The sequence below is a fragment of the Sphingobacterium sp. LZ11T8 genome (genome assembly GCF_024261425.1).
Taxonomy (GTDB): Bacteria; Bacteroidota; Bacteroidia; order Sphingobacteriales; family Sphingobacteriaceae; genus Sphingobacterium.
Genome location: NZ_JANBZY010000007.1, coordinates 41,369 through 66,509 on the forward strand (window position 1 = coordinate 41,369; position 25,141 = coordinate 66,509).

Sequence of the window (25,141 nt, forward strand, 5' to 3'; positions counted from 1 at the left end):
ATTTAAGCTTACGGTTTACCGTAATTCAATAAATTAAAAATTGTTATCGGAGGTGCTTTCTAGAGATAGATAAGGTCATTTTGACTCTTGGTTCATTCCCCGATCTTGGCCCATCCTCCAATCCTTTCAATCCTGGTTCAAATCCAAATCTTGGTCCATCCTCTTATCCCTTCCATCCTGGTTCAAATACCCGAATACATCCCCCCACAAAAAAAGGGTTGCCGAACGGCAACCCTTTTCCCTTTCAAAGCAAAAATCTTATTGACTTGCTGCTTCGTATAACGGTCTATAAGTTTCAAAGATCTGATTAACTTCTTTCAATAGATCTTGTTGTTTGGCATCCGTCAATACCCTTTGGTAATTCTGGATAGCTGCCAAGCCGAAACGCATATTTCTAAATTCTAGGTTAGGCTTAGTTTCAGCGATGTTCATGTAGTAAGCCATATTTTCGCGAAGGAATTTCAGGTTTCTTTTCACGATTTCATTTGCTTTCTCGGCTTCACCTGATTTGTACATAGCATCGATCAAGGAGGTATAAGAAAACACTTCCGACATCAAGTAAGGACGCTTAGGCAAATTCTCATAGGCATTGTTCACCAATTTCTTAGCCTCGGTATTCTTGCCCATTGACAATAGGTTTTGAGCCGTTTCACCAAAGATATTACCAGCATACATGCTGATATAGCGGTATGAATCTGGATCTAGGTATTTGGAATGAGCGATATTTCCCCAAGTGAATTTGTTGATGATATTATTGTAAGTTCCCTCCACATCGGTAATCGGTCCTGAAACTTCACCTTCAGCAGCTAAAGCAACTGGCATCAGGCGCATGGCAAAACCTTCAGAAACCAGGAATTTCTCTAGACCGATCATATTCTCTTCTGGAGTAGTCGAAGTAAAATAAATAGGACGCTTCCATCCGTTGTTTGCCAATAGAGCCATGATCGAGAGGTCTGCTCTACTTACGATACCTCCACTGTAATTCCACTGCATGGTATCGACGATAGCATCTTCCCACTCTTTAGGTACTACTTTGTTAGCTATTACCGCTTGCTTATCAATCTTCAATTGCATATTCTTCGTTGGAAGGATATTTGCCCAATCTCCACTTTGCAACTGTACCTTATATTGTTGTTCATCGGAAAGCATGATTTGCAATAGATCCTCAACATCTACATAGCCAGGGATATTCATGTCACTGAAGTAGATTACATCACGAACACCATCCTTGATTTTCTCAGGATCGATGTTCAATGGCAATGCATCTGCATCATTTACTTTGTGCATCATCTGTTTCATGTACCAATCTGCACTTAATAAACTTAAGTTCACGACACGCACATCTGTACGGAAACCTTCAACCTCTTGAACATACCATAATGGATAGGTATCGTTGTCACCATAACTGAACAGGATGGCATTCGGCGCACATGATTCCAGATAATTCTTTGCCATATCACGGGCCAAGAATTTCTCCGAACGGTCATGGTCATCCCAGTTTTGGCTGGCCAATAGAACCGGTCCGCAAAGTAGGGAAACGGCAGTTGCCCCAATGGCCGCATTTTTGGCATTCACTTTCTTCGACAATAAGTCTGCAATCCAAATTACACCCATACCAACCCAGATACAGAATGCATAGAAGGAACCTGCATAGGCATAATCCCGTTCACGTGGCTGCAAAGGAGTTTGGTTTAGGTACAATACGATGGCAAGACCTGTAAAGAAGAACAATAGGGTCACTACAGAAGCATCACGTTGCTGTTTCTTGAACTGCCACATTGCCCCTAAGATTCCCAAAATCAATGGTAGGAAGAAATAGGTATTTCTACCTGCATTTTCCAATTCTGAAGTTGGAAGGGCATATTGACCTCCCAATCTTGCATTATCTATCGGTTTGATACCCGAAATCCAGTTACCTTCGGTAAATGAACCCTGCCCTTGTTGGTCATTTTGACGACCTACGAAGTTCCACATAAAGTAGCGGCTGTACATCTGTCCAATCTGATAACCAAAGAAAAACTTTAAGTTATCGACCATGGTAGGCACTTCATCTGGGCCTAAATTCAAGAACTCTCTATAATAGGATTCATGTTTATCGGAATATATACGCGGAAACAAGGTGCTGTGGCTCCATGTATAATCGAATTTTTTCTTCGCTACGACATATTTATTTCCGTCCTTACGGTAGATGTTTCCTGTCTCAAATACATCAGTGGGTTTAGCATCAAAGTACCTTCCTTTTAACAGAGGCTCATCGCCGTATTGTTCACGGTTCAGGTAACTTAAGAAGGTAAATACGTTGTCAGGATCAGAGTTGTTCAAAGTTGGGTTCGCCTTTGCCCTTACCATGATCATGGTAAATGAACTATATCCAAAGATTACGAATGCCAAACTCAACAAGGAAATATTCAAGATAGGTTTTACGTTTTTCCAGGAATACCAGATACCGAAAAGCAACAGACCAGCAACCAATAAAGTGAAGAAAGTAGCACCTGTACCAAATCCAAGCCCTAGACTGTTAACAAAAAACAGGTCAGAGAATGCTGCAAATTTGATCAGAAATTGAATTACTCCCCATAAAACCACCGCTAATACAATTACCCCAATGATCAAGGCTTTGGCAATACCGCCTCCAGTAACTTTGGACGTTCTTCTGAAATAGATTACCAAGGCTATTGCTGGAATAACCAATAAGTTCAATAAGTGAACCCCAATGGATAGCCCCATCACATAAGCAATTAGGATCAACCAACGGTCTGCCCCTGGCTCATCAGCCTTAGCTTCCCATTTTAGTATAGCCCAGAACACAACTGCAGTACACAATGAAGACATGGCATAAACCTCAGACTCAACTGCTGAAAACCAGAATGTATCCGAGAAAGTATAAGCCAATGCTCCTACAACCCCTGCTCCCATGATCTTGATCAGATTACCTTCCGAGATTTCCTCTTTAGCACTCAAACTAACATAAGCTTTCTTGGCAAGTGCAGTAATGGTCCAGAACAAAAAGGTAATGGTCAAACCACTACATACTGCCGATCCCACGTTCATCCAATATGCAATTCGGGAGTTATCACCCATGGCAAGGTTGGAGAAAAGGTTTTGGATCATCAAAAATAAGGGTGCTCCCGGCTGATGCACAATTTGTAATTTGTACGCCGAAGCAATAAATTCACCTGTATCCCACCAGCTTGTTGTCTTTTCAAGCGTCAAAATGTAAGTCAGTGTAGCAATAATACCCACTACCCATCCTAACAGGTTATTGATTTTTTTATAGTTCATACTAAAATATAGAAGGGTTTTCTAAAAATTATGCTTCGAAAATAAGGAATACAAATTATAATTAGACAAATAGTTTCTAATTTCTAGCAGTAAAAACCCATAATCTTAGCTACCGATAGTCTAATGAAAGATAAAGTGAAAAAATATCGGCTTGAAAATCAGTATATTTAATAATTAACGCACTTTTTTATTTGCAGAATAGAAAACTCGACGTATATTTGCATCGTCAAAAGGGAACAACCCGATGACAAAACCACAAAAGTTTGCCCAATAGTATAATGGTAGTACGACGGTTTTTGGTGCCGTTTGTCTTGGTTCGAATCCAGGTTGGGCAACTCAAAAAAAGGCTTGAAACAATGTTTCGAGCCTTTTTTGGTTTATTGGAAAACCAAAATACCAAAATTTTTAAAACCCTGACAAATAGCCATTTGACACGAATAGCAAAAAATTAGGATTTCAGTAGAAACTACTCAATATAAAACCTACATCCATTCGAATCTTATTCTAAAAAACAGAAGTTTAAGTCTTGCTTTTATCCCACTCTTATTCGAGACATATTCGAGAATTCATCGAAAATACTAAGCCGAATTGTTGACTATTGATTAGGTCATTTTGCGAATTTTCGGAATATGTCTCGAATAAGGTCAATATATAACCCAAAACATCTGCTTAATACCAGCTAGGAATAAGCTAAATATACCGATGCAGAAATGCTATATTCGAGTATTATGGATCTGTACCCTCCTATTATTAGGTATTTTTTAATGCGAGTTATTTAAGCATATTTGACTTTTGCTACTCACATGAAAAAAAGCTTCTACCTTTTTCTTTTTCTTCATATCAGCATTGGGGTATTAGGACAGCAATCCTTAAAGCCAAACCCGATTGTGGATAGCTTAATCCATGTACAAAAAACGGGTAAAACAGACAGCATCAAAGCGCGAGCAAACTTTTTGCTTTCTGATTATTACTATAAAGATACAACACTCTCCAAGTCCTACCTAGAGTCGGGAAGAAAGTTAATACAGAACAACAATTTCCTGACCGGTCTTTACCACCATTATTATGCAGGCATCTATTTTTACCTAGATTCTGAAATTGCCATTCGGGAATATAAATCCGCTATTGCGTACTTTGAAAAGGCACACAGCAAGGAAAGTCTTGCCTTTCAGGCGAAATCATGGCATAATATCGGGGTGCAATACCAGTTCCTTGGAGAGCCTAAAAGGTTTATGGAAATCTTGATCGACCATAGCATCCCTCTTTCCCAAAAGGCACAGGACCATGGACAGACTGCACTCTATTTTGGCGAGATCGGGATGATGCTCATGAATAATCAGGATTACCAGACTGCTTCCCAATATTTTCATAAAGGATTAAAGACCATGGAGGCTCATCAGCCCGTTGATCAGGCAGATCATTTGGAAATACTCGTCAATACCGCCAGGAATTTTCTTTTCCTAAAAAATCTGGATTCCGCAAAAATATTTATTGACAGAGCGGAACAAGTCGCTATGGAAATCAGGGACAACAGCCTTTACTATGATTTCATTGCCGTTAAGTCCAATCACCTTAATGAATCGAAGCAGTTCTTAGCCGCAAAAAAATTATTGTTACCCGCAATTGAATCTGCAAAGAGGGACAATGTATCCGATTCGCATACCTATAAAATCAATGCACTTTACTTCCAGCTGTACAAAGCATATTTTGGCAGCAACAATTTCCTACAGGCCAAGGACGCTCTTTATCAAGGCATGAAATACGAGCCCTATAAATCGGCCATCAACACGGTTATTCGATATTCCAAATTGGCCGAGGTTTATGAGAAACTTCATGATTATCCATCGGCCTATAGATATGCGCGACAGGCATTTCAGATCAGGGACTCCGTCTATAATGAGGATTCCAGGAAAGAAATCAATGCCATGGAAAAAAGATTGCAATTATCACAAAAGGAAAGGCAGATCAACCAACTCAAATCAGACAACGAGCAGATCAGTTTAATCCACAAAAATCAACAGTTAATACACAGTTTAATAGCAGTAGGAAGTTTTATTCTGCTTTTGCTGGTTCTTTTCTTGATCTATGTTTTCCAAAACAATAGACGAACGAGTAAAATAAAGCTCAATATGTTGGAGCAACAGAATAAAATCGAGGTAGCACAGGCTGTCATGCATGCTGAGGAGAATGAAAGGCATAGGATAGCTCGAGAATTGCATGATGGATTGGGCGGTACCTTATCAGCCATAAAGTATAAACTATCGATGGACTCCGAGAGCAATACGCCGGCATTGATGAAGGAAATCAACAAGCAATTAGAAAACTCGATATCCGACCTCAGGGGCATTTCCAGGAACATGATGCCAGGTACTTTAATACAGTCTGGATTGGATATAGCACTCAAAGATCTTTGTGCATCCTTAGCCACTGAACACCTACAGGTGGAATATCATTCCTTTACAATCCAGGACAGCCTTTCTAAAGACAAACAACTAAATATCTATAGGATTATCCAAGAATTGCTGACCAATAGTATCCGGCATGCTGAGGCTAGTAAGATCTTGGTTCAGTGCAGCCAGGCGGAAAATAAATTTTTCATAATGCTTGAGGATAATGGCAAAGGATTTGACAAAGATATCTTGAAAAACAACATGGGGATGGGAATTAACAATATCAGAAGAAGGATTGATCTGATGCAGGGAATTTTTGAATTGGATTCCACGATTTCCGAAGGGACAACGGTTAATATTGAATTAAATGTCTGAAGGAAGGAAAAAACTAGCATTAGTCGACGATCATCCTATCGTAATTGAGGGACTTAAATCAGTTCTGTCCAAATGGAACAGGCAATATGATTTAATCTGTTTCTCTAATGGCCTTTCTATTTTAAATTATTTGCATGATCATCATATTGATATTGTCCTATTGGACATTTCTCTGCCAGACATCAATGGTCTGGAAGTATGCAAAAAAATAAAGATAGAAAGTCCGAGGACAAAAGTCATAGGGTTAAGTAATCAAGCTGAGTACAGCGTAATCTCCATGATGCTTGAAAACGGAGCTTCGGGCTTTCTGCTCAAGGAGGTTCCTTCGCAAGAAATTATGGAAGGATTGGATCAAGTGGTAAGAGGTGAAACCGCTTTGAGTGCGGAGGTCAAGAACATCTTGTCCAGCCAATCGAAGCAGACGCAGAGTTTGCCTTCACTTACGAAACGGGAAAAGCAATTGATTCAATTGTTGGCCCAGGGAAAAACGACCAGCAAAATTGCTTCTGAGCTATCCTTGAGCAAATTTACAGTAGATACATACCGTAAGAATCTTTTGCAAAAGTTCAATGTCAAAAACAGCAGTGAACTATTGGTGTTACTCATAGAGAACAAGATGATATAATTCGTTGATAACAAATGCATCAAAATATATAAAAGAGCGAAAAGGATGTAAGGATATTGTAGGCAATCCCTATTCATATTTTATATTCTGAAACATTTATCTAACTTTGCGGCTACATAAAGTTAACAGGCTCAAAAGAAGCTTTAAAATGCTGCAGAAATCGAAATATCAATATAAAAACCCCAATAAATCATTTCACCATGCCTTTGCAATTTAACACCGTAAAATTATTTGCTGGTTCAGGAACTTTAGAACTAGCAGGCAAGATTTCAAAATCTTACGGAAAACCCCTAGGAGACATGACTTTGTCGAAGTTTTCTGACGGCGAAATTCAACCATTCTACAACGAGTCCGTTCGCGGTAGTGATGTGTTTTTAATCCAATCTACCAATCAACCCACAGACAATCTATTAGAGTTATTGTTGATGATCGATGCAGCTAAGCGTGCTTCAGCGCATTACATCACGGTAGTTGTTCCCTATTTTGGGTATGCACGTCAGGATCGTAAGGACAAACCACGTGTTGCAATAGGAGCAAAAATGATCGCAAACCTAATCACTGCTGCTGGTGCACACCGCATCATGACCATGGACTTGCATGCTGCTCAGATCCAAGGATTCTTCGATATCCCTGTTGATCACTTAGATGGTGCCATTATCTTCGTTCCATATATCAAATCATTGAAATTGGAAAACTTGATGATCGCTTCTCCAGACATGGGTGGATCTTACAGAGCTCGTACTTTTGCTAAATTCTTCAATGCAGAGGTTGTTATCTGTGACAAACGCAGAAAACGTGCTAATGAAATTGAATCGATGTCCATCATCGGTGATGTTACAGGACAGGATGTGGTATTGATCGATGATATCTGTGACACTGCAGGTACGCTTTCAAAAGCTGCTGCCCTGATCATGGAAAATGGCGCAAGATCTGTTCGTGCAGTATGTACACATGCTGTATTATCAGGTAAAGCATATGAAACCATTGAAAACTCCGTATTATCAGAAATGATTGTTACCGATACGATCCAACTGAATCCGGAGAAGGCTGCTCAAAGCACAAAAATCAAGGTTCTTTCTACCGCAGATCTATTTGCAAATGCTATCAAGAATGTAAATGAACATGGTTCTATTTCGGATTTATTCGACGTTAAATAAACCATTATTCTCATAGAACAAGGGAAAGGATGCTTCAAAAAGGCATCCTTTCTTCTTTTTGGAGATGTAGCCCACAGATTAACAGCAATTTATTTTCGCATTAGGACCAAAAAATCTTTCAGCAATTCAATTTAATGATTATCTTTGCACCTCAAATTTTAATATATTAAAACATGAAATCAATTGCTATTAGCGGTTCTGCAAGACAGAACGTAGGGAAAAGAGATGCTAAGGAATTGCGTTACGAGGGAAAAATCCCTGCAGTTCTTTACGGTGGTAAAGAACAAACACATTTCTCGGTATCCGCAGCTGATTTGAAACCAGTTCTTTACACTCCAGAAGTTATCTTCGTAGAATTGGAAATCGGTGGCAAAAAATCAAAAGCTATCGTTCAAGAAGCTCAATTCCATCCATTAACTGACGAAGTTACTCACGTAGACTTCTTACAATTATTTGATGACAAAGAAGTTTCTGTGAACATTCCAATCAAATTGGTAGGTACTTCTCCAGGTGTTAAAATGGGTGGTAAATTAGTTCAAAAATTACGTAACCTTCGCGTTAAAGCTCTTCCTAACAACTTACCTCAAGAAATCGAGGTTCCTATGGAAGGTCTTGAAGTTGGTAAATCTTACCGTGTAGGCCAAGTAGCTTTAACTGATGCTAAAGTATTAAACAACGCTGACGATACGATCGTTTCCGTTACTATGTCACGTGCTCTTCGTCAAGCTGAGCAAGAAGCTGCGAAAGCTGCTAAAGGTGGTAAAAAATAATTTACTGGCACAGTATAAAAAAATTGAAGGCATCGAAATATCGATGCCTTCTTTGTTCAAACTAAATATATAAGAGTTAAATGTTTCCTAGATCTTGGATGCTTCTTTTTCAATAGCATCTATGGTTGGAGCATAATCGACCCCTAAACCTTCCTGTTGATAAACCAATTCGCCCTGAGCATTGAATAAGCTGATGATATTGGAATGCGAGAAATCAATTGGCGATATCTGTTTATAATTCACCGCCAAGGTTGCTGCAAACTCCCGGGTATCTTCCTCATTGGACCTCAGGAATATCCATTGCTCCCCATCCATTTCATTTTCAATGGCAAATTGCTTGAGCCTTTCCGGTGTATCGACCTTTGGATCAATACTGACCAATAAGAATTTGATCTTGTCCTTGTTCTTGGACTTCACCGTTTTTTCAATATGGCGCATATCGGCGACCAATCTTGGGCATGCAGCCTTACAGGATGTATAGATCATGACCGCGACCACGACATTTCCCTTTAGATCTTTCAGCTCCATTTCTTCCCCATTCTGGTTGGTCCAATGCGAGGGAAGGTTATAAACGGAGAGGTCAGAAAGAGAGTCCGTCAGGGTAGGCTGTTTGAGCTCTACCTGGGTACTCGTTTCAGGATTCTGGCAAGCTTGAGCCAATAACCCAAACGCAAACAAGGCCATTAATAAATTCTTCATCATATCATTATCTATTTTACATCTCTTGCGCAGCGAAAACCAAGGTTTCTACTGCTATAGGAAGCTTTCATGCTTCCCCGAAAAGCATAGCGCATAAATGCAGCGTAATTCATCAGGTCGGAGGCATTTACAGAAGCCCCTCCGCAGAACAGGTTCCCATCTTCCCCTTTATCCTTCCTGGACTCGCCAGTCAAAAAGATACTGTTAAAATCGGAAGTCCATTCCCAGACCAATCCATGCATATCATATACTCCCCAATAGTTCTTAAAGGTACTCCCGACTTCATTATTATAGGTCTTAGCCGTCTCATACCAACTTAGGATATATTGATTATAGGATTTTTTGGTCCTGGCATCCATGGTTTTGGCATCCGACATCGCGGCATATTCCCATTCATCCATGGTCGGCAAGCGCATCCCTTTACTTTCACAGAACTTTTTGGCAGCATACCAGGACACATTGGTCACTGGAGCCTTAGCCTTGGCCGGTGCATAGTCAAAATCAGACTTCCAATAAGCCAAGTAGCTTTTATCAGCAAACAATTTTTTGATCTGCGATTTGCTATAGCTTTTATTTGTCTCTAAAAATTCCAGGTAGTCCTGATTGGTGACAGGGAAGACATCCAGATAGAAAGCTTTCACTGCAACGGGACGCTTATCTGCAGTACCATATAATGGCACATAGCTACCCTTTTTGATCAGGACCATATCTTGTGCTTGGGCGGCATGAAAACTGAGCAGGCCCAACAGTAGATATCTAAAAATTTTCCACATCATCAATTCTCCTAGAGTCTGGCGAAGCTACATCACAGCTCCCAAACGATATTATTTTGCGCGACGATCCCTCACATTAATAGGAGTTACGAAAGTCTTATTATTGTCCCAATTGTTATATACATAGTTCAACACATCGGCAACTTCTTGATCAGACAAAGCCTGTCCTGGCATGACTGAGTTATATTTCTCGCCATTGACGGTTATCTCACCCTTCAAACCGAACAAGACCGCATCGATTGCTTTTTCTTTATTGTTGTTCAAGAAATCAGACTTTGCCAATGGAGGGAATACACCTTTGATCCCTTGTCCTTCACTCTGGTGACAAGCCAAACAGGTTCTGCCAAAGATTGCTTTTCCATCTGCAATGGATTGATTTGGTGTTTTGGCAATAACGGATGTTTTCCTAGCCTTTTTAGGCATATGTTGAATGGTACCTCCTTCTGGCAGATAGATTCCTTCCATGATTTTACCCGAATAGATCTGGTGGTTTTCTTCACCTTCCACTTTCAGCATACCCAAGGCACCTTTGTTGAAGGCACGGAATATGGAGTGATCCACCAACACCAGGGTACCCGGTACTTCGACCTTAAACTCTACCATGGCGGCACCACCTGCGGGAATCAGGGTTGTTTGGACATTTTCGTTGATCAGATCACCGCCTTCCACATGCACTCTATCAAATATTTCACCGATAACATGGAAAGAGGAAACTAAGTTAGGACCACCATTTCCAACGAAAAGACGGATGGTTTCACCAACTTTGGCCTGAAGGGCATTTTCATTGACCAAAGCACTTACATTACCATTGAAAACTACATAATCAGCTTCTTCTTTGATGGCTTTATTCATATCAAATGCCTGTAAGCCTTGCTCACCATAGGAACCTTCGGTGTAGAAATCACCCTGCATCACATAAAATTCCTTATCCACTGGAGGCAATCCACCTTCTGGTTCGACAAGGATCAAACCGTACATTCCATTGGCAATGTGCATACCTACAGGTGCTGTAGCACAGTGATAAACAAAAAGACCAGGGTTCAAGCATTTAAAGGAAAATGAAACCTCATGCCCAGGCGCAACCAATGAGGATTCAGCACCACCACCGGGACCTGTTACGGCATGTAAGTCAATATTGTGAGGCAGTTTGTTGTCGGGATGGTTTTTAAGCAAAAAGTCAACCTCATCCCCTACTCTGGCGCGAATAAACTGGCCAGGAACGGAACCTCCAAAAGTCCAATAGGTATATTTAACCCCATCGACCATCTCACCTTCTAATTCCAATATTTCAAGGCTTACTTTTAGTTTTGCAGCATCTCGTTTACCGACAGGTTTCGGCACTAAGGGTGGCGAAGTAAGCTCCGCTACGATTTCCCCTTTGACCGGAATCTTGGTCGTATCGATCTGTTTATTTTCTGCAGAATGCTTACAGGCAGTAAATGCCATGGTAACCCCCAATAGTATACTAAATAAAGTGACTTTGTTTTTCATGTTTCAGCATTATTGTTAATTTATCTTCCTCTTTCTTAATAATTAAAAATACCGCAAAATTGAGTGTTTTTAAATGACACTAACCATACAAAAAAGTGGCCTTCATTACATTTTCATGACAAAATTCCTGACGAAAATCATGCACCATAAAAGCTGGCTAAAAACGGAAAAAAGAGGCTTTGGGAGAGCCTCTTTTTTCAATAAAAAATTTATTCAACGGTGTTTAAGGATTTTTGCTGGCGCAAAAATTGAGTCAAAATTTATGGAGAATCTTATTTCGTATTTTCCTCTAATCGGATGGATTTGGGAAATAGGATATTGTTTTCTAAGTGTATATGTTTATGCAGATCTTGTTCAAAGTCGCGGAGCATATCAAAGGCAACACGATAGGTATTGCAGGCATCTTCTGGTGCAGTATAATTGTCTGTCAATTCAGCAATTTTTGCAAAGCGGCCACCTTCAGTTTCGTGTTCATGGATCATCATGCTGATCGGGTTCTGAACGGAGCCGAATCCTGGCTGAACATAGGCTGCTGGATTTGATTTTGTTTCCTCTAATTTTTCAATATATGGGAAAAGAATCTTTTCTTCTTTTTCCAAGTGATGACCTAGGTCCACCGCACTTTCTTCGAACAATTTATTGATTTCATAGAGTTCAGGATGTCTTTCACCATGTACACGAGCCACTTTATTTAGGTAAGCCAAAAGAACCGGTGTTTTTTCCCGCACATATCTATGATGTGTTTTTACGATATAGGATACCAATAAATCCGAAGGCCATGAATTGAAATCTATTTGCTCGCCGGCAGATTCATTCAATACATTGTTTAGGTCATCCAATAAGCTATCCTTATTGATCCCTTTTTTATCGGCAACTGTTCCAATGGCAACTTGGCCACCACAACAGAAGTCCATTCCATACTTGGTAAATACAGCAGCTGTTTTAAAATTCTTTGCCACAACATTACCGATTTTTTCATTTATTAAGTTTTCCATGATTTTATTGTTTATTATTTTTAAGTGTTAAATCAAATACAAACCAAGCACATGCAAATACCCCGATGGCAAAAATGATGTCCCCAGGGGTCCGCATCCATTTCAGGAATACCATACCAGGTTCTTGCATCAACTCGGCCGAACGGGCATACCACATACCCTGCCCAATACTTTCAATGGCTTGCCAGATTCCTACAGGCAGCAAACTGAGGAGCGCCATTCCCAGCAATCCGATATTTAAGCTCCAGAAACCGACCTTGATCAATTTATCATTCCATTTGACATCGCGATACAGGCTTCGAAGTACAAAAAGCATCAAACCAATCCCAAGCATTCCATAGACACCGAATAATGCGGTGTGACCATGTAAAGGCGTGGTATTTAAGCCTTGCACAAAATAAAGTGCAATTGGCGGATTGATGATAAATCCAAAGACTCCTGCTCCCAGGAAGTTCCAGAACGCAACGGAAATCAAGAAATAGATTGGCCATTTGTAATCTTCCAACCATTTTGTGGCTTTTGAAATCTTATAGTTATGGTAGGCTTCAAATCCAATGATGGTCAACGGAACAACTTCCAAAGCACTGAAGGTGGCACCCAAGGCCATAACTGCAGTTGGCGTTCCTGAGAAATATAAATGGTGAAAGGTTCCGAGGATACCGCCCGACAGGAATATGATGGTGGAGAACAATACACTGGAAGTTGCACTCTTAGGTTTCAATAATCCTAAGCGAACGAACAGGAATGCCATAACCACGGTTGCAAATACTTCGAAGAAACCTTCTACCCATAAATGCACTACCCACCAACGCCAATATTCCGCAATGGCTAAATTTGTCTGTCTACCCCACATCAGACCTGCTCCATAGAACAGGGCGATGGCCGAACAGGAAATAAGGAACATCACGATCAGGTTCTTTTCTTCGCCACCATTTTTCAAGATCGGCAACAATGGTCTCACCATTAAGGCTAACCAGACGAAGAGACCAACGAAAAGGAAAATCTGCCAGAACCTTCCTAGGTCCACATATTCATAGCCTTGATGGCCAAACCAGAAGTTTTGGACCAAGTCCAGTTTTTGCATGACACCGTACCATTGCCCAAACATGGAACCAACCACGATGATCAGTAGCGCGATAAAAAGAAAGTTCACGCCGAAGACCTGGAATTTAGGGTCCTTTCCGGAAACTGCTGGCGCAATGTAAAGCCCTGTAGCCAACCATGCGGTTGCAATCCAGAAGATGGCTAATTGGGTGTGCCAGGTACGGGTAACCGAATAAGGAAGGAATTGATCGATCGGAATTCCGTACAGCCCATCCCCTTCTACACCATAGTGAGCAGTGACAATCCCTAAACCGACCTGTACCAGCATCAAGAGACTGACTATCCAGAAGTATTTCTTCACCAACTTCATGGATGGTGTAACCCCCTGTCTCAACAAAGGATCTTCAGCTGGATAGAGCAGTTCATCTTCAGCCCCGGCCCTAACTTGCCATATAACCAAAGCACCCACACAAAAGATCAATAAGATGATACTTACTCCTGACCAAGCTAATAGGTCCATGGTCATTTCGTTGCCCACTAATTTTTCGTTAGGCCAGTTATGGGTATATGAAACCTTAGAATCGGGCCTTTCGGTCACGGTCGCCCAAGTAGCCCAGAAGAAAAAGGCATTCATCTTATGCATCCTTGCTTCATCCTTGATGGAATTCACCGGAATGGCATAATCCTTTCTCAACTGGTCGAATTTGGGATCATTGGTAAATAACCCTTTGTAATACTCAGAAAGTGCTTTGATGGCAGATACTCGATCAGAATCAACAGTAATGGTATTCCTAGCTGCATCGAAGGTATTCTTCCTGATCTTAGATTTTAAGCGGGTTGCCAACATGGCCTGTTGATCTTCGCCTATTTCATCATATGGTTTAGAAAATTCATTATTTGCATAGATGTCCAATATATGTAAGGCTTCGCGGTGCAACCAATCTGCAGTCCAGTCTGGAGCGACATAAGCACCATGCCCCCAAATGGAACCTACTTCTTGACCACCTATACTTTGCCAAATATTCTGTCCATCCTTAATATCTTGTTCCGTAAAAATAGTTTCTCCAGATTCATCGACGATTTTTTCTGGAATTGGCGGGGAAACTTGGTAGATCTCATAACCGTAGTATAGCAGTACTGAAAATGACAATACTACCACGAGGATAAAGGCCCACCATAATTTTTTCTCTCTTTTCATTCTTTAAAGGCTTTAGCATGATAAGATGGTCCCATAGCTTGGGACCATCCAAAAAATTGTTTCAAACTATTCGGCTATGATCTTTCCTTTCATTACCGCAAGGTGACCAGGAAATGAACAGATGAAATCATAGGTTCCTGGGCTTTCAAGTGTAAAGTCGATTTTGCTTTCTTCGCCACCGCCAATTAAATTGGTATGGGCTAGAACATCAGCTGTTGCAGGGACATAGTCTGTAGCTTGTGCCTTTATTGCCTCTTCTCCGAACTTAATGGGGTCAGTACCTAGTTTCAAAACAACCAAGTTATGTCCCATCACTTCTTTTTTCATGGTACCAACGTGCTTTAATGTAAGACTGATTGGCTCCCCGGCTTTGACATGTAATTCATTTACATTGAACTGCATTTGATCGTTGCTTTCTACCACAATGGTATTTGAAGTTGCGGGAGCAGCAGATTCAGGCCCAGCTGCAGGAGCAGGAGTTTCGGTTGCTGTTGCTTCGGTAGCATGTGAACTGTGATCGGTAGAATCAGATTTAGGTTGTTCTGAATTGCCACATGAAGCTAAAAATAAGCATGAGCATAATGCAAGAGTTCCAATGTTAAAGGTAGTTTTCATATAATGTGTTTTGTATTTAAGACAAAATTGTCTTTTTTATCCCTTGAAAAAAATTCCAACGGTCACATTTTTCAGTGATGCTAGTAATATTTTACTTTTATTCAACATTTAAGACCTAGATTGAGGCCATAAGATTGCAGCGCAATAGGAGGATTGGGCCATGAAAAAACCTTCAGGAAATTCACTGAAGGTTTGATTAGAAAGAAGTATTTATATTTTTCTGAATTCCAAAGGTCATTTAAGGATTTATCCTGAGCAAATCTTGAATGCTTCTACCAGCAGCCTGAATTTGAACGGCAGAACTCTCGGGGATATATTTGATAAGGACATCAAAAGTAGCGTTCTCCCGAAATTTATTGAATTCAACAGAATTGGCTTGGCCAGATGCAAGGATTTCATTGCCTTCCCATATTAACTGCAAAAAATTGTTTTTAGTGTCGGTATTAAACCCCACTTTAAAAGGGGATATCCGGTACTTTAAATTGATAGTGGGACTAACATAGTCTACATACTCCCCATTTTTCACGAGTTCATTCCATTCATAACGGAAGTAATTTGAATAGAACACTCCATTATCAAGGATGGGATCATTGTATCTCCAATATATAAAGCTAATTCCTTTATTGATGTTGACATTTCCCAAATTAATTTCATTATTTAAATAAGAGAAATTGGGTTTGGTCACATCATAATCCTCCCCTTCTTTTGCAGGAAGGGAGAACTTCACATTTTTAATCAGGAAAACATGTACACCTGAATTTTGAGCACTGGCTAAGGGATATGATGCGCCCCAGTTATCAAGGTTCTTAGGTCCGTGGATGGTTAATGTCGATAGATTAAAATATAGGTCCCCAACTTTACCAATGTTCATGGTTGGGACAACATTTCCACTTAACAAATTCAATCCATCTTTTCCATTTTCTCCAGCTTCCCCCTGGTCCCCTTTTAATGAGGTGGGATTGCCCCATGAATTTGCTGTTTTTGGTCCATAGATATTAGTAAGTGCTAAGTCTATATAATAATCACCTAAATTTCCCAGATTTGCTGCCGGAGGAGTAGTTCCGCTAAGGACCTTAGTTCCGTCCTCTCCTTTGATTCCCACTTCGCCTTGTTCACCTTTATCACCTTTGTCACCTTTTGGCCCTTGCTCTCCATCTTTAGAGCAGCCTAACATTATGGAGAAAACCACAATGAAGAAAAGTATTCTGTTTTTCATGTTATTAATAGTTAGATAGATACAAATATAATAATTAGGATAAATAATTAATATTGGGATATTATATTTCCCTGAAGACATTTTCAATCATGCGTTTCATATTTAGTTCTGCCTCTAATCTTTTTCATTCTGTTATAATTAAATCCTATTTTTGCAGGCATGAATTATCTGATAGTAGGATTAGGAAATATTGGAAGGGAGTATGCTGATACTCGGCATAATATAGGTTTTATGGTTGCAGACGAACTGGCAAATCAGGCCGGCACGTCTTGGTCAACCTTGAAACATGCTTATTACACTGAATACAAGCAAAGAGGTCACAACGTTTTTGTGATCAAACCTACGACCTTCATGAACCTGAGCGGAAAAGCCGTAAACTATTGGATGCAAGAGCTGAAGGTACCTATCCAGAATGTCTTGGTCATTGTGGATGACTTGGCCATTCCTTTTGGATCATTGCGTATCAAACCTAAGGGATCTGCAGCTGGACACAATGGCCTGAAATCCATTGAAGGGTCGGTGGGCGGACAACATTATGCACGATTAAGATTCGGTATCGGAGATAATTATCCCAAAGGAAGACAGGTAGACTATGTATTGGGTCCTTTTGACAAGGAAGAACAACGGGAATTACCCGCGCTGATCGAACATTCCGTAAAAATGGTGAACAGCTTTATCAATATCGGAATTGAGCTGACCATGACTAACTTGAACACAAAATAAATCCCGGACTCTTCCAGATTCCCTAAAGACTTAGGCATTTTTTTCGTATATTATTAGCATATTTACGCGACATAAATTATGGATAGAATACGACCTTTCATTACCATTCCGATCATCTTGGTTTTCTTTATATGGGGATCGACGCAGGCATTTCATTTATTGAGTGCGGCATCAGATTGGGATGTTTTTGTGGGCGTTTGTTTGGCTCTCTTGCTGATTGCCATTCTCTATAAGTTCATTATGTATATCTTAAAAAAATAGACCAACCAATTTTATTTATGAAAAGAAATCTTATTGCTTTGGGGGCAACCCTTATTATCGCTTTGCTAGTTTGGATCATTTGCACGGAAAGGATTGACGCCGGATATGAAGGTATCAAGGTCAAACTCTATGGTTCTGAAAAAGGTGTTCAGGATGTCAGTCTTGTTACCGGAAGGGTTTGGTACAATCCAGTCACTGAGTCGATCTATGAGTTTCCAACCTATGTTCAGACAGTCAACTACGAGAACTTTACGGTAAATGCCAAGGATGGTTCTGTCTTTACGGTCGACCCTACCCTATCCCTTCGCGTATTGACAGGCAGCTCACCGAAGATCTTTACCAAATATAGAAGACCAGTGGACGAGATATTAAACATGACTTTGGTGAATCACATCAAGGATGTGTATAGGATCGAATTCAACAAATATTCCACGGATTCCATCATCAGCAATCGTGAGAAGTTTGAAAATGGTGTACAGGATAAAATGATCAAGTTTTTGGAGGGTGAAGGCTTTATCTTGGAGCAACTGACTTCAGGTATACAGTATCCTGAATCGATCACCCAAGCTATCAATGCCAAAAATGCCGCCATACAGAAGGCACAACAGGCTGAAAACGAGCTGAAGGTCGTGGAAGCGGATGCCAGAAAAATGATCGTCCAGGCAGAAGCTGAAGCCAAGGCCAATCAATTGAGGCAGCAGACCTTGTCACCATTGCTGATTCAACAGCAGTTTATTGAAAAATGGGACGGCTCGACACCGCTATATGGCAACAGCCCTGTGATCTTTAAGGAATTGAAATAATAAAAAGGCAGCCCTAGGGTTGCCTTTCTTGCCTGATTTGATTTAGTAAATAATAATATTTAATAAAAGTCTTTATTTGGATTTTGTCCCAATGATCACCACTCCCTTTTCACCTTTTTTCCCATATAAGGCTTTGCCTCCTTGTGGATCCAACTGGTTCAAATATTCTATTTGATTATTATCCAATTTGTCAATAGCTTTCTTATTGGCGATCTTTCCATCGATGACAACAAGCTTATCCTTTAGTCCATCTTTGGATAATGTTCCTCTAACCATGGCAGCTCCAGGTTTGCTATTTTGAGTATGTCCAGGATTACTTATGATTACTTGTGTTATCTCAGAGTCTGGCTCGCCTTTTACAGTCATTCTCGCAGGTTCAGAACCTGGTTCTCCTTTTACAGTTATTCTTGAAGGTCCAGAGGCAGGTTGGCCTTTAACGGTGATCCGAGGTTCGGAAACAAGTTTCCCAGAGAAAGTTGTTGATTGGAGATTGTTTTTCCTTGCAAATTCTTTTGTTGTGAACTTGATGGTTGGTTTCCCACCATTGGAATCCTTCATAATATGAACATTCTCCAATTCATTTGGGTTCAGTTTTTTATACTCATCGTGATTGGACTCTTTTTCATCAATGATAATTTTCGTGTCCTTTGGGATTCCTTGGAGCTGGACTTTTGTAATGACCTTTACAGGCACTGAGTCTGTATCAATAATATTATTCGCCTTCATACCTATAAATTCACCACTAAGCTCTTTGGGGCCTTGAGGACCTTTCCCATCGTCTTCTTTCTTGGTTTCGATAACAATTACTCCGTTTTTGGCCTCTTCACCATAACTTTTTGCATCAGCACCTATTAGAACCTTCGAACTTTTAATGGATTTAGGATTAATCGCGTCTATATTGAAGTTTATAGGTAATTTTTCACCATCAAGTATCACTAAAGGACGCTTACTCGGAGTTATATCAACAAAACGGATAGTTCCGCCAGACCTAGGCTTACCTTGAATATAGTCTGCAAATGCCCTGGTATTTATATCTTTGATGGAATCAAGGTATGTCGTATCTTTTCTAGGATGCTGAATCATGACCTTTTTGATCTGTTGATTGAGGTCAGTTTCATTCAAAGTGACCACGACACGTTCAATTTTTGCTTCTGCCTGGTTTACCGTAAAGGTAATACCGGCAATGATCAGGACGGGCAACAGGAATACATACTTTCCAAGTTGCAGTCGGGATGATCGTTTTTTGTTCATCATCATAATGCGCTTTTTTAAGGTTTTAAAATTAAACTGATTGCTGATGCCGACCGAAGCACCCTGCTTGGTGACATTCAGCAACGAGTATTGATAGGTCTGTCGGTCCACACCCTTATCCAGAACTTGTTGATCAGTCAAGAATTCTAGATTTTGACGTACGGCTTTGCGCATGTACCATACGAAGGGATTAAACCAACAGCACAACAACACTATTTCAAACAACAGAACATCGACGCTGTGATGGCCTTTCACATGTACCTGTTCGTGCTTGAAAATATCATATAGCTCCAGATCCTGGTGCTGCTCTTTGTGCAGATAGATTTTATTGAAGAAGGAAAACGGTGTGATCGGGAAAATGACATTCCTGAAGATATAATCTCGCCATTGAGATGGTTTAGAATGCCAATGGATACGCAATAAGCTTCCGAGCTGTATCAGCAGCCTGGTCAATAGGATCAATCCTCCTATGGCTAGCAAATAAACCAAAAGGTCGCTCAGGTAAAACCCTCCTTCTTCTTTACTGTCCTCCAACAATGGAAAGTATTCCATGATAATCCCCTGTGGGATTGTAATGCTCTTGGCAAACCACGCTTTGACGTCCAAGAACGGATAAACAAAGGCATAGATGCTCCCGAAGATAAAATAAACCCTATTGAGACGGTAGAAGGTGAGGTTCTTCAAAAGTACTTGGTACCCTAAATAGAATAAGGCCAGCAGCAGGTTTACTTGGATGATATAGGTCAGTAGAGCTTCCATGCGATTAGGATTTATTGTTCTTGATCATGTCCATGATTTCTTCCAATTCCTTTTGGCTTAGCTTCTCTTCTTTCACGAAGAAAGAAACCATTTCTTTATAGGAATTCCTGAAATAATCTCCTACAAAGGAATTCATGAATTTAGCTTTGTATTCCTCTGCATTTAATATGGGTTCATATCGCTTTGCATTGGCATATTTGACCGCCTTTACAAAGCCCTTCTTTTCTAGATTGCGGATAGTGGAAGCCAAGGTCGTGTAAGGCATCTCTTTGTCTTTCAAATTATCCAAAATCTCGCGGACAAATCCTCCGTTTAATTGCCAGATTGACAACATGGCTTCTTCTTCTTGTGCGGTCAGTTTTTCCATTGCTCTACGTATTTATCACTAAATTACGAACTTTTCGTAGACTTCCAAACTATTTAACATATTTTATCTGTTTGGCTCACTGGAAATGAACGGATTAGGCTGCCTATTTAGTTAAAAAAGGAGAATTAGGGCTATGCGAACAAAGATTTGTCCTGATTGGACAAGTAATCTAATTAATACACATAAATTGTCTTAAAATGACTGTTTTGTGTCATAATTATTCATATTATACATCTGAAAATAGAAATCAATTTTATACATTTGTAAGAATACGATAAAAGTATAAAACACAAATAATACAAGAAATTTGATTATGTCTGAAACTGCATCTATTAACTTAAATGGGTCTACATATGAAATGCCTGTTATCACAGGAACAGAAAATGAGAAAGCCCTAGATATTTCAAAATTAAGAGATTCTTCTGGATACATTACATTAGATCCAGGATTCAAAAACACAGGTTCTACAAAGAGCGCCATCACTTTCTTAGATGGAGAAAAAGGTATCCTTAGATATAGAGGATACGCGATTGAAGATTTAGCAGAAAAATCAACTTTCTTGGAAGTAGCTTATCTATTGATTTATGGCGAGCTACCGACAAAAGACGTATTAGAGAAATTCCGTTCCGATATCAGGGCGCAGATGATGATCCACGAGGATATGAAAAACTTCTTCGCAGGTTTCCCATCGAAGTCTCATCCAATGGGTCAATTATCTTGTTTAGTAGGTGCATTGTCATCTTTCTATCCAGAGTCCCTAAACCCTAACCAAACGGAAGAGGAAGAAAATAAAACGATCATCAACCTTTTGGCTAAGATGCCTACGATCGTTTCATGGATCCAAAAGAAATCATTAGGTCATCCGGTGGTTTACCCTAAGAATAACTTCGGTTATATCGAGAACTTCCTGAACATGATCTTTGGTGAAGTAAACCAAGACAAAACATTCGATCCTTTGGTAATCGATGCGATGCATAAATTATTGATCTTACATGCTGACCACGAACAGAACTGTTCTACATCAACGGTAAGAATGGTTGGATCATCCAATGCGAACATGTACGCTTCTATCTCTGCCGGTATCAATGCCCTATGGGGTCCATTGCATGGCGGTGCTAATCAAGCAGTAATTGAAATGCTTGAGGCTATCAAAGAAGATGGCGGGGATGCCGATAAATATTTAGCAAAAGCGAAAGACAAGAACGATCCTTTCCGTTTGATGGGATTCGGTCACCGTGTGTACAAAAACTTCGACCCACGTGCGAAGATCATCAAGAAAGCTTGTGACGATGTATTGGAAAAATTAGGTGTTCAAGATCCTGTATTGGATATCGCAAAGCGTCTTGAAGAAGCTGCCCTGAATGACCAATTTTTCATTGACCGTAAATTATATCCAAACGTTGACTTCTATTCTGGTATCATCTACCGTGCATTAGGATTTAACTCGGATATGTTCACTGTATTGTTCGCTTTAGGCCGTCTACCAGGATGGATCGCGCAATGGAAAGAAATGCGTGATAACAAAGAACCTATCGGACGTCCAAGACAAGTATACATTGGCGAGAACCTTCGTCCATATGTAGAGATCTCAGACAGAAAATAAGAAGAAGAAATTCATAATAAAAAGCCCAACCATCGAAAAGACGGTTGGGCTTTTATATTGAATGTCAATAAATTTCTACAGCAATTAAAAAGGCTCCAGAATTGGAGCCTTTAATATTTTATATAAATCTTTGGATTATTGTCTGATTGAAATACGCTTAACGATTGTTTCTGAGCCCCCAGACACTCTTACGAAGTAAAAACCTTCGGAAAGTTTCTGTTGGGTATCAAAACTTAAGTTCTGCATCCCTGCATCTAAACTACCATTGTGTAGACTTAAGACTTCATTTCCAAGGGCATCCATTACTTTTATCGTAATATTATTTACCTTTGCGAGCTTAAAAGTTACAGAGATTTGTTCTGAGATAGGGTTGTAGAAGACTTTAACATTATTGATAAGCTTGTCATTGTCTTCTTCTTTCGCCTTAATCAAATCAAATGAAGAAGGTTCAAGTGTTGAAAAACTGGAATAATGTGGGGTTGAAACTTCTGAATTAGAAGCCTGCGCAGTGCCTCCTAAGCCGACTAATAGGCATAGGGAACAGATAGCAAGGTGTGATATTTTTCTAAATTCTAATTTCATGTTTCAATATGGATACTCGATAAAGGTTATGGTTTAATCAAATGTAAACAATAATTCGAGAAATCCTAATACAAAAGTAATTAATTTTAGCTTTTTTTCTGGAGTTTTTTATGGCCTTTAACAATTTTTAACAAGAAAATACGTTGTCGCATTAAAAGTTGTAATTTCGCCTCTAATTTTAGACAAGATATCAAACATAATTAAATATATGTCAGGAGATCATAAACAAAACCTACAGCGCCTAAGCTGGACAGGTTTATTAATCAGTCTAGGTATCATTTTCGGTGATATCGGTACTTCTCCCCTCTACGTTTTCAAAGCAATTTTTAACAAAGGTGAAATTCAAGAAATCATGATCTATGGCGGTCTATCGTGTATTTTTTGGACCCTTACCTTGCAGACCACCGTTAAATATGTCATCATTACCTTAAATGCGGACAACAAAGGTGAAGGCGGGATCCTATCCCTCTATTCCTTGGTCCGAAAGAAAGCGAAATGGTTGATCATTCCGGCCATCATCGGGGGTAGTACCCTGTTGGCCGACGGGATGATCACTCCTGCGATCACGATCTCATCAGCTGTTGAAGGATTAGCTATCAAAACCCCAGGTTTTCCGACCATACCAGTCGTTGTTCTCATCATTTCCCTGCTATTTATCATCCAACGTTTCGGAACGAATATCGTAGGTCGGGTCTTTGGACCATTAATGTTCATTTGGTTCACCACAATTGGGGTTTTAGGATTTTCATACTTAGGACATAATCCAGAAATCTGGAAAGCTATCAATCCATATTATGCCTATCAATTATTGGCCAACTATCCCAATGCTTGGTTCATCATAGGTGCAATTTTCCTATGTACCACGGGAGCTGAAGCGCTTTATTCAGATATGGGTCACTGTGGAAAATCAAATATCCGTATCAGTTGGATCTATGTGAAACTGATGTTGATATTCAACTATTTCGGTCAAGGAGCTTGGTTATTGGAGCATGTTGGAACCCAGATCGGTGAGGTCAATCCTTTCTATGCGATCATGCCAGATTGGTTCATTATATGGGGAGTAACCATTGCAACCATAGCGGCTGTAATTGCCAGTCAAGCCATGATTTCAGGATCTTTTACCTTGATTGCTGAGGCTGTACGACTAAATATTTGGCCTAAGGTTGCTATCCGATATCCAAGTGACCATAAAGGTCAGATCTATGTGCCTTCGGTAAACCTGATCCTATATCTGGGCTGTATGCTGATCATCCTGATCTTCAGGGAATCCAGCAATATGGAGGCAGCCTACGGTCTTGCCATTAACCTGACCTTCATCATGACGACCATCCTGATGACCGTATTCATGATCAGAAAACGCATCAACCCAATCCTGATTGGCTTATTCGCATCGGTTTACACTGTCATCGAACTAGCCTTTTTAGTGGGTAATATCAGTAAAATTGCACATGGTGGTTGGTTGACCCTATTGCTTGCATTAACCTTGTTCATAGTGATGTACAGCTGGTATGGTGCAAGGAAGATCAAGAACAGATTTGTCAAATTCGTCAATATCCAAGACTACTACCCTATCCTATCTGAACTTAGTGAGGACAAAACGGTCCCTCAGTTTTCATCTCACCTGGTTTATTTGACCAGTGCAAATAACCTAACGGAGGTAGAGGCTAAGATCACCTACTCAATCATCAACAAGAAGCCCAAACGTGCCGATGTGTATTGGTTGGTTCACGTTGATGTAATGGACAACCCACATACAAGGGAATATAAAGTCACCCAATTGATCCCTGGTAAGCTTATCCGGATAGACTTTCATTTAGGTTTCCGTGAGGAGCAGAAGATCAGTTTATTGTTCCGTAAGGTTGTGGAAGATATGGTAAACAAGGGTGAGATAGATATCACAAGTAATTACGAAACCTTGAAGAAACATAATATTCCAGGTGATTTCAACTTCGTAGTATTGGAAAAAGTGATTTCTAAGACCCACTTCTTGAAATGGAATGAAAAGATAATCCTTGAGATCTATAAGATCCTGAAGAAATTCAGTCTTTCCGAGGAGAAAGGATTTGGACTCGACAGTAGCTTCGTAACATTGGAGCGGGTGCCACTGACCATTCCAAACACGGGAGAAGTAAAACTTACTAGATTATAAAAAAAGGCTGCCA

The 25,141-nt window shown here is 40.0% G+C and carries 20 protein-coding genes and 1 tRNA gene; 10 read left to right on the forward strand and 11 right to left on the reverse strand.

The window, feature by feature from the left end; genetic code table 11:
- Positions 1-258: 258 nt before the first annotated feature.
- Positions 259-3,282, reverse strand: coding sequence for a DUF2723 domain-containing protein (locus NLF99_RS15725; protein WP_254529483.1), 3,024 nt, complete (start codon positions 3,280-3,282; stop codon positions 259-261).
- Between the two features lie 264 nt (positions 3,283-3,546).
- Between NLF99_RS15725 and NLF99_RS15730 the strand changes: the two genes are divergently transcribed.
- The 5 genes from NLF99_RS15730 to NLF99_RS15750 all read left to right on the forward strand — a co-directional run bounded on the left by NLF99_RS15730 (position 3,547) and on the right by NLF99_RS15750 (position 8,599).
- Positions 3,547-3,617, forward strand: a tRNA-Gln gene (locus tag NLF99_RS15730).
- 468 nt (positions 3,618-4,085) lie between these two features.
- Positions 4,086-6,047, forward strand: coding sequence for a sensor histidine kinase (locus NLF99_RS15735; RefSeq protein WP_254529484.1), 1,962 nt, complete (start codon positions 4,086-4,088; stop codon positions 6,045-6,047).
- On the forward strand, positions 6,040-6,672 hold the full coding sequence (locus NLF99_RS15740; RefSeq protein ID WP_185217735.1) for a response regulator transcription factor: 633 nt from the start codon (positions 6,040-6,042) through the stop codon (positions 6,670-6,672). The genes NLF99_RS15735 and NLF99_RS15740 overlap by 8 nt, the downstream gene beginning before the upstream one ends.
- A 200-nt stretch (positions 6,673-6,872) precedes the next feature.
- Complete coding sequence (locus NLF99_RS15745) at positions 6,873-7,829, forward strand: ribose-phosphate pyrophosphokinase (protein ID WP_185213442.1); 957 nt, start codon at positions 6,873-6,875, stop codon at positions 7,827-7,829.
- A 173-nt stretch (positions 7,830-8,002) separates the two neighbouring features.
- The gene (locus tag NLF99_RS15750) at positions 8,003-8,599 is read left to right on the forward strand and encodes a 50S ribosomal protein L25/general stress protein Ctc (RefSeq protein WP_185213441.1); all 597 of its coding nucleotides are present in this window, start codon (positions 8,003-8,005) and stop codon (positions 8,597-8,599) included.
- A gap of 87 nt (positions 8,600-8,686) precedes the next feature.
- Here the strand turns inward: NLF99_RS15750 and NLF99_RS15755 are convergent, their stop codons facing one another.
- The 7 genes from NLF99_RS15755 to NLF99_RS15785 all read right to left on the reverse strand — a co-directional run bounded on the left by NLF99_RS15755 (position 8,687) and on the right by NLF99_RS15785 (position 16,630).
- On the reverse strand, positions 8,687-9,301 hold the full coding sequence (locus NLF99_RS15755) for an SCO family protein (RefSeq protein ID WP_214648472.1): 615 nt from the start codon (positions 9,299-9,301) through the stop codon (positions 8,687-8,689).
- A gap of 8 nt (positions 9,302-9,309) precedes the next feature.
- Positions 9,310-10,074 (reverse strand): formylglycine-generating enzyme family protein, encoded by a 765-nt coding sequence (locus tag NLF99_RS15760; RefSeq protein WP_254529486.1) that lies wholly within the window; start codon positions 10,072-10,074, stop codon positions 9,310-9,312.
- Between the two features lie 48 nt (positions 10,075-10,122).
- Positions 10,123-11,562: a copper-containing nitrite reductase gene (gene nirK, locus NLF99_RS15765; RefSeq protein WP_254529488.1), complete on the reverse strand. Its 1,440-nt coding sequence runs from the start codon at positions 11,560-11,562 to the stop codon at positions 10,123-10,125.
- A gap of 272 nt (positions 11,563-11,834) precedes the next feature.
- Complete coding sequence (gene ric / locus NLF99_RS15770; RefSeq protein ID WP_185213439.1) at positions 11,835-12,557, reverse strand: iron-sulfur cluster repair di-iron protein; 723 nt, start codon at positions 12,555-12,557, stop codon at positions 11,835-11,837.
- Between the two features lie 4 nt (positions 12,558-12,561).
- Positions 12,562-14,799: a nitric-oxide reductase large subunit gene (locus tag NLF99_RS15775; protein WP_254529490.1), complete on the reverse strand. Its 2,238-nt coding sequence runs from the start codon at positions 14,797-14,799 to the stop codon at positions 12,562-12,564.
- 66 nt (positions 14,800-14,865) lie between these two features.
- Positions 14,866-15,414: a plastocyanin/azurin family copper-binding protein gene (locus NLF99_RS15780; protein ID WP_254529492.1), complete on the reverse strand. Its 549-nt coding sequence runs from the start codon at positions 15,412-15,414 to the stop codon at positions 14,866-14,868.
- Between the two features lie 238 nt (positions 15,415-15,652).
- Positions 15,653-16,630 carry a collagen-like protein gene (locus tag NLF99_RS15785; protein ID WP_254529494.1) on the reverse strand — a complete coding sequence of 326 codons (978 nt, stop codon included), beginning with the start codon at positions 16,628-16,630 and terminating at the stop codon, positions 15,653-15,655.
- A gap of 159 nt (positions 16,631-16,789) precedes the next feature.
- Here NLF99_RS15785 and pth point away from each other — a divergent pair, with 159 nt between their 5' ends.
- The 3 genes from pth (at position 16,790) to NLF99_RS15800 (ending at position 18,417) form a co-directional block, all read left to right on the forward strand.
- Complete coding sequence (gene pth / locus NLF99_RS15790) at positions 16,790-17,353, forward strand: aminoacyl-tRNA hydrolase (RefSeq protein WP_254529496.1); 564 nt, start codon at positions 16,790-16,792, stop codon at positions 17,351-17,353.
- Positions 17,354-17,431: 78 nt separating this feature from the next.
- Positions 17,432-17,614, forward strand: a complete 183-nt coding sequence (locus NLF99_RS15795; protein WP_093101669.1) for a hypothetical protein — start codon at positions 17,432-17,434, stop codon at positions 17,612-17,614.
- Positions 17,615-17,631: 17 nt separating this feature from the next.
- Positions 17,632-18,417, forward strand: coding sequence for a prohibitin family protein (locus NLF99_RS15800; protein ID WP_185213436.1), 786 nt, complete (start codon positions 17,632-17,634; stop codon positions 18,415-18,417).
- Between the two features lie 72 nt (positions 18,418-18,489).
- On the opposite strand, the gene NLF99_RS15805 is transcribed toward NLF99_RS15800, so the two are convergent.
- On the reverse strand, positions 18,490-20,427 hold the full coding sequence (locus NLF99_RS15805) for a M56 family metallopeptidase (RefSeq protein WP_254529498.1): 1,938 nt from the start codon (positions 20,425-20,427) through the stop codon (positions 18,490-18,492).
- Between the two features lie 4 nt (positions 20,428-20,431).
- On the reverse strand, positions 20,432-20,794 hold the full coding sequence (locus tag NLF99_RS15810) for a BlaI/MecI/CopY family transcriptional regulator (RefSeq protein WP_185213434.1): 363 nt from the start codon (positions 20,792-20,794) through the stop codon (positions 20,432-20,434).
- Between the two features lie 313 nt (positions 20,795-21,107).
- Here NLF99_RS15810 and NLF99_RS15815 point away from each other — a divergent pair, with 313 nt between their 5' ends.
- Positions 21,108-22,397 (forward strand): citrate synthase, encoded by a 1,290-nt coding sequence (locus tag NLF99_RS15815; RefSeq protein WP_254529500.1) that lies wholly within the window; start codon positions 21,108-21,110, stop codon positions 22,395-22,397.
- A 135-nt stretch (positions 22,398-22,532) separates the two neighbouring features.
- On the opposite strand, the gene NLF99_RS15820 is transcribed toward NLF99_RS15815, so the two are convergent.
- Positions 22,533-22,979, reverse strand: a complete 447-nt coding sequence (locus NLF99_RS15820) for a T9SS type A sorting domain-containing protein (protein ID WP_254529502.1) — start codon at positions 22,977-22,979, stop codon at positions 22,533-22,535.
- A 208-nt stretch (positions 22,980-23,187) separates the two neighbouring features.
- Between NLF99_RS15820 and NLF99_RS15825 the strand changes: the two genes are divergently transcribed.
- Positions 23,188-25,128, forward strand: coding sequence for a KUP/HAK/KT family potassium transporter (locus tag NLF99_RS15825; RefSeq protein ID WP_254529503.1), 1,941 nt, complete (start codon positions 23,188-23,190; stop codon positions 25,126-25,128).
- Positions 25,129-25,141: the final 13 nt, after the last annotated feature.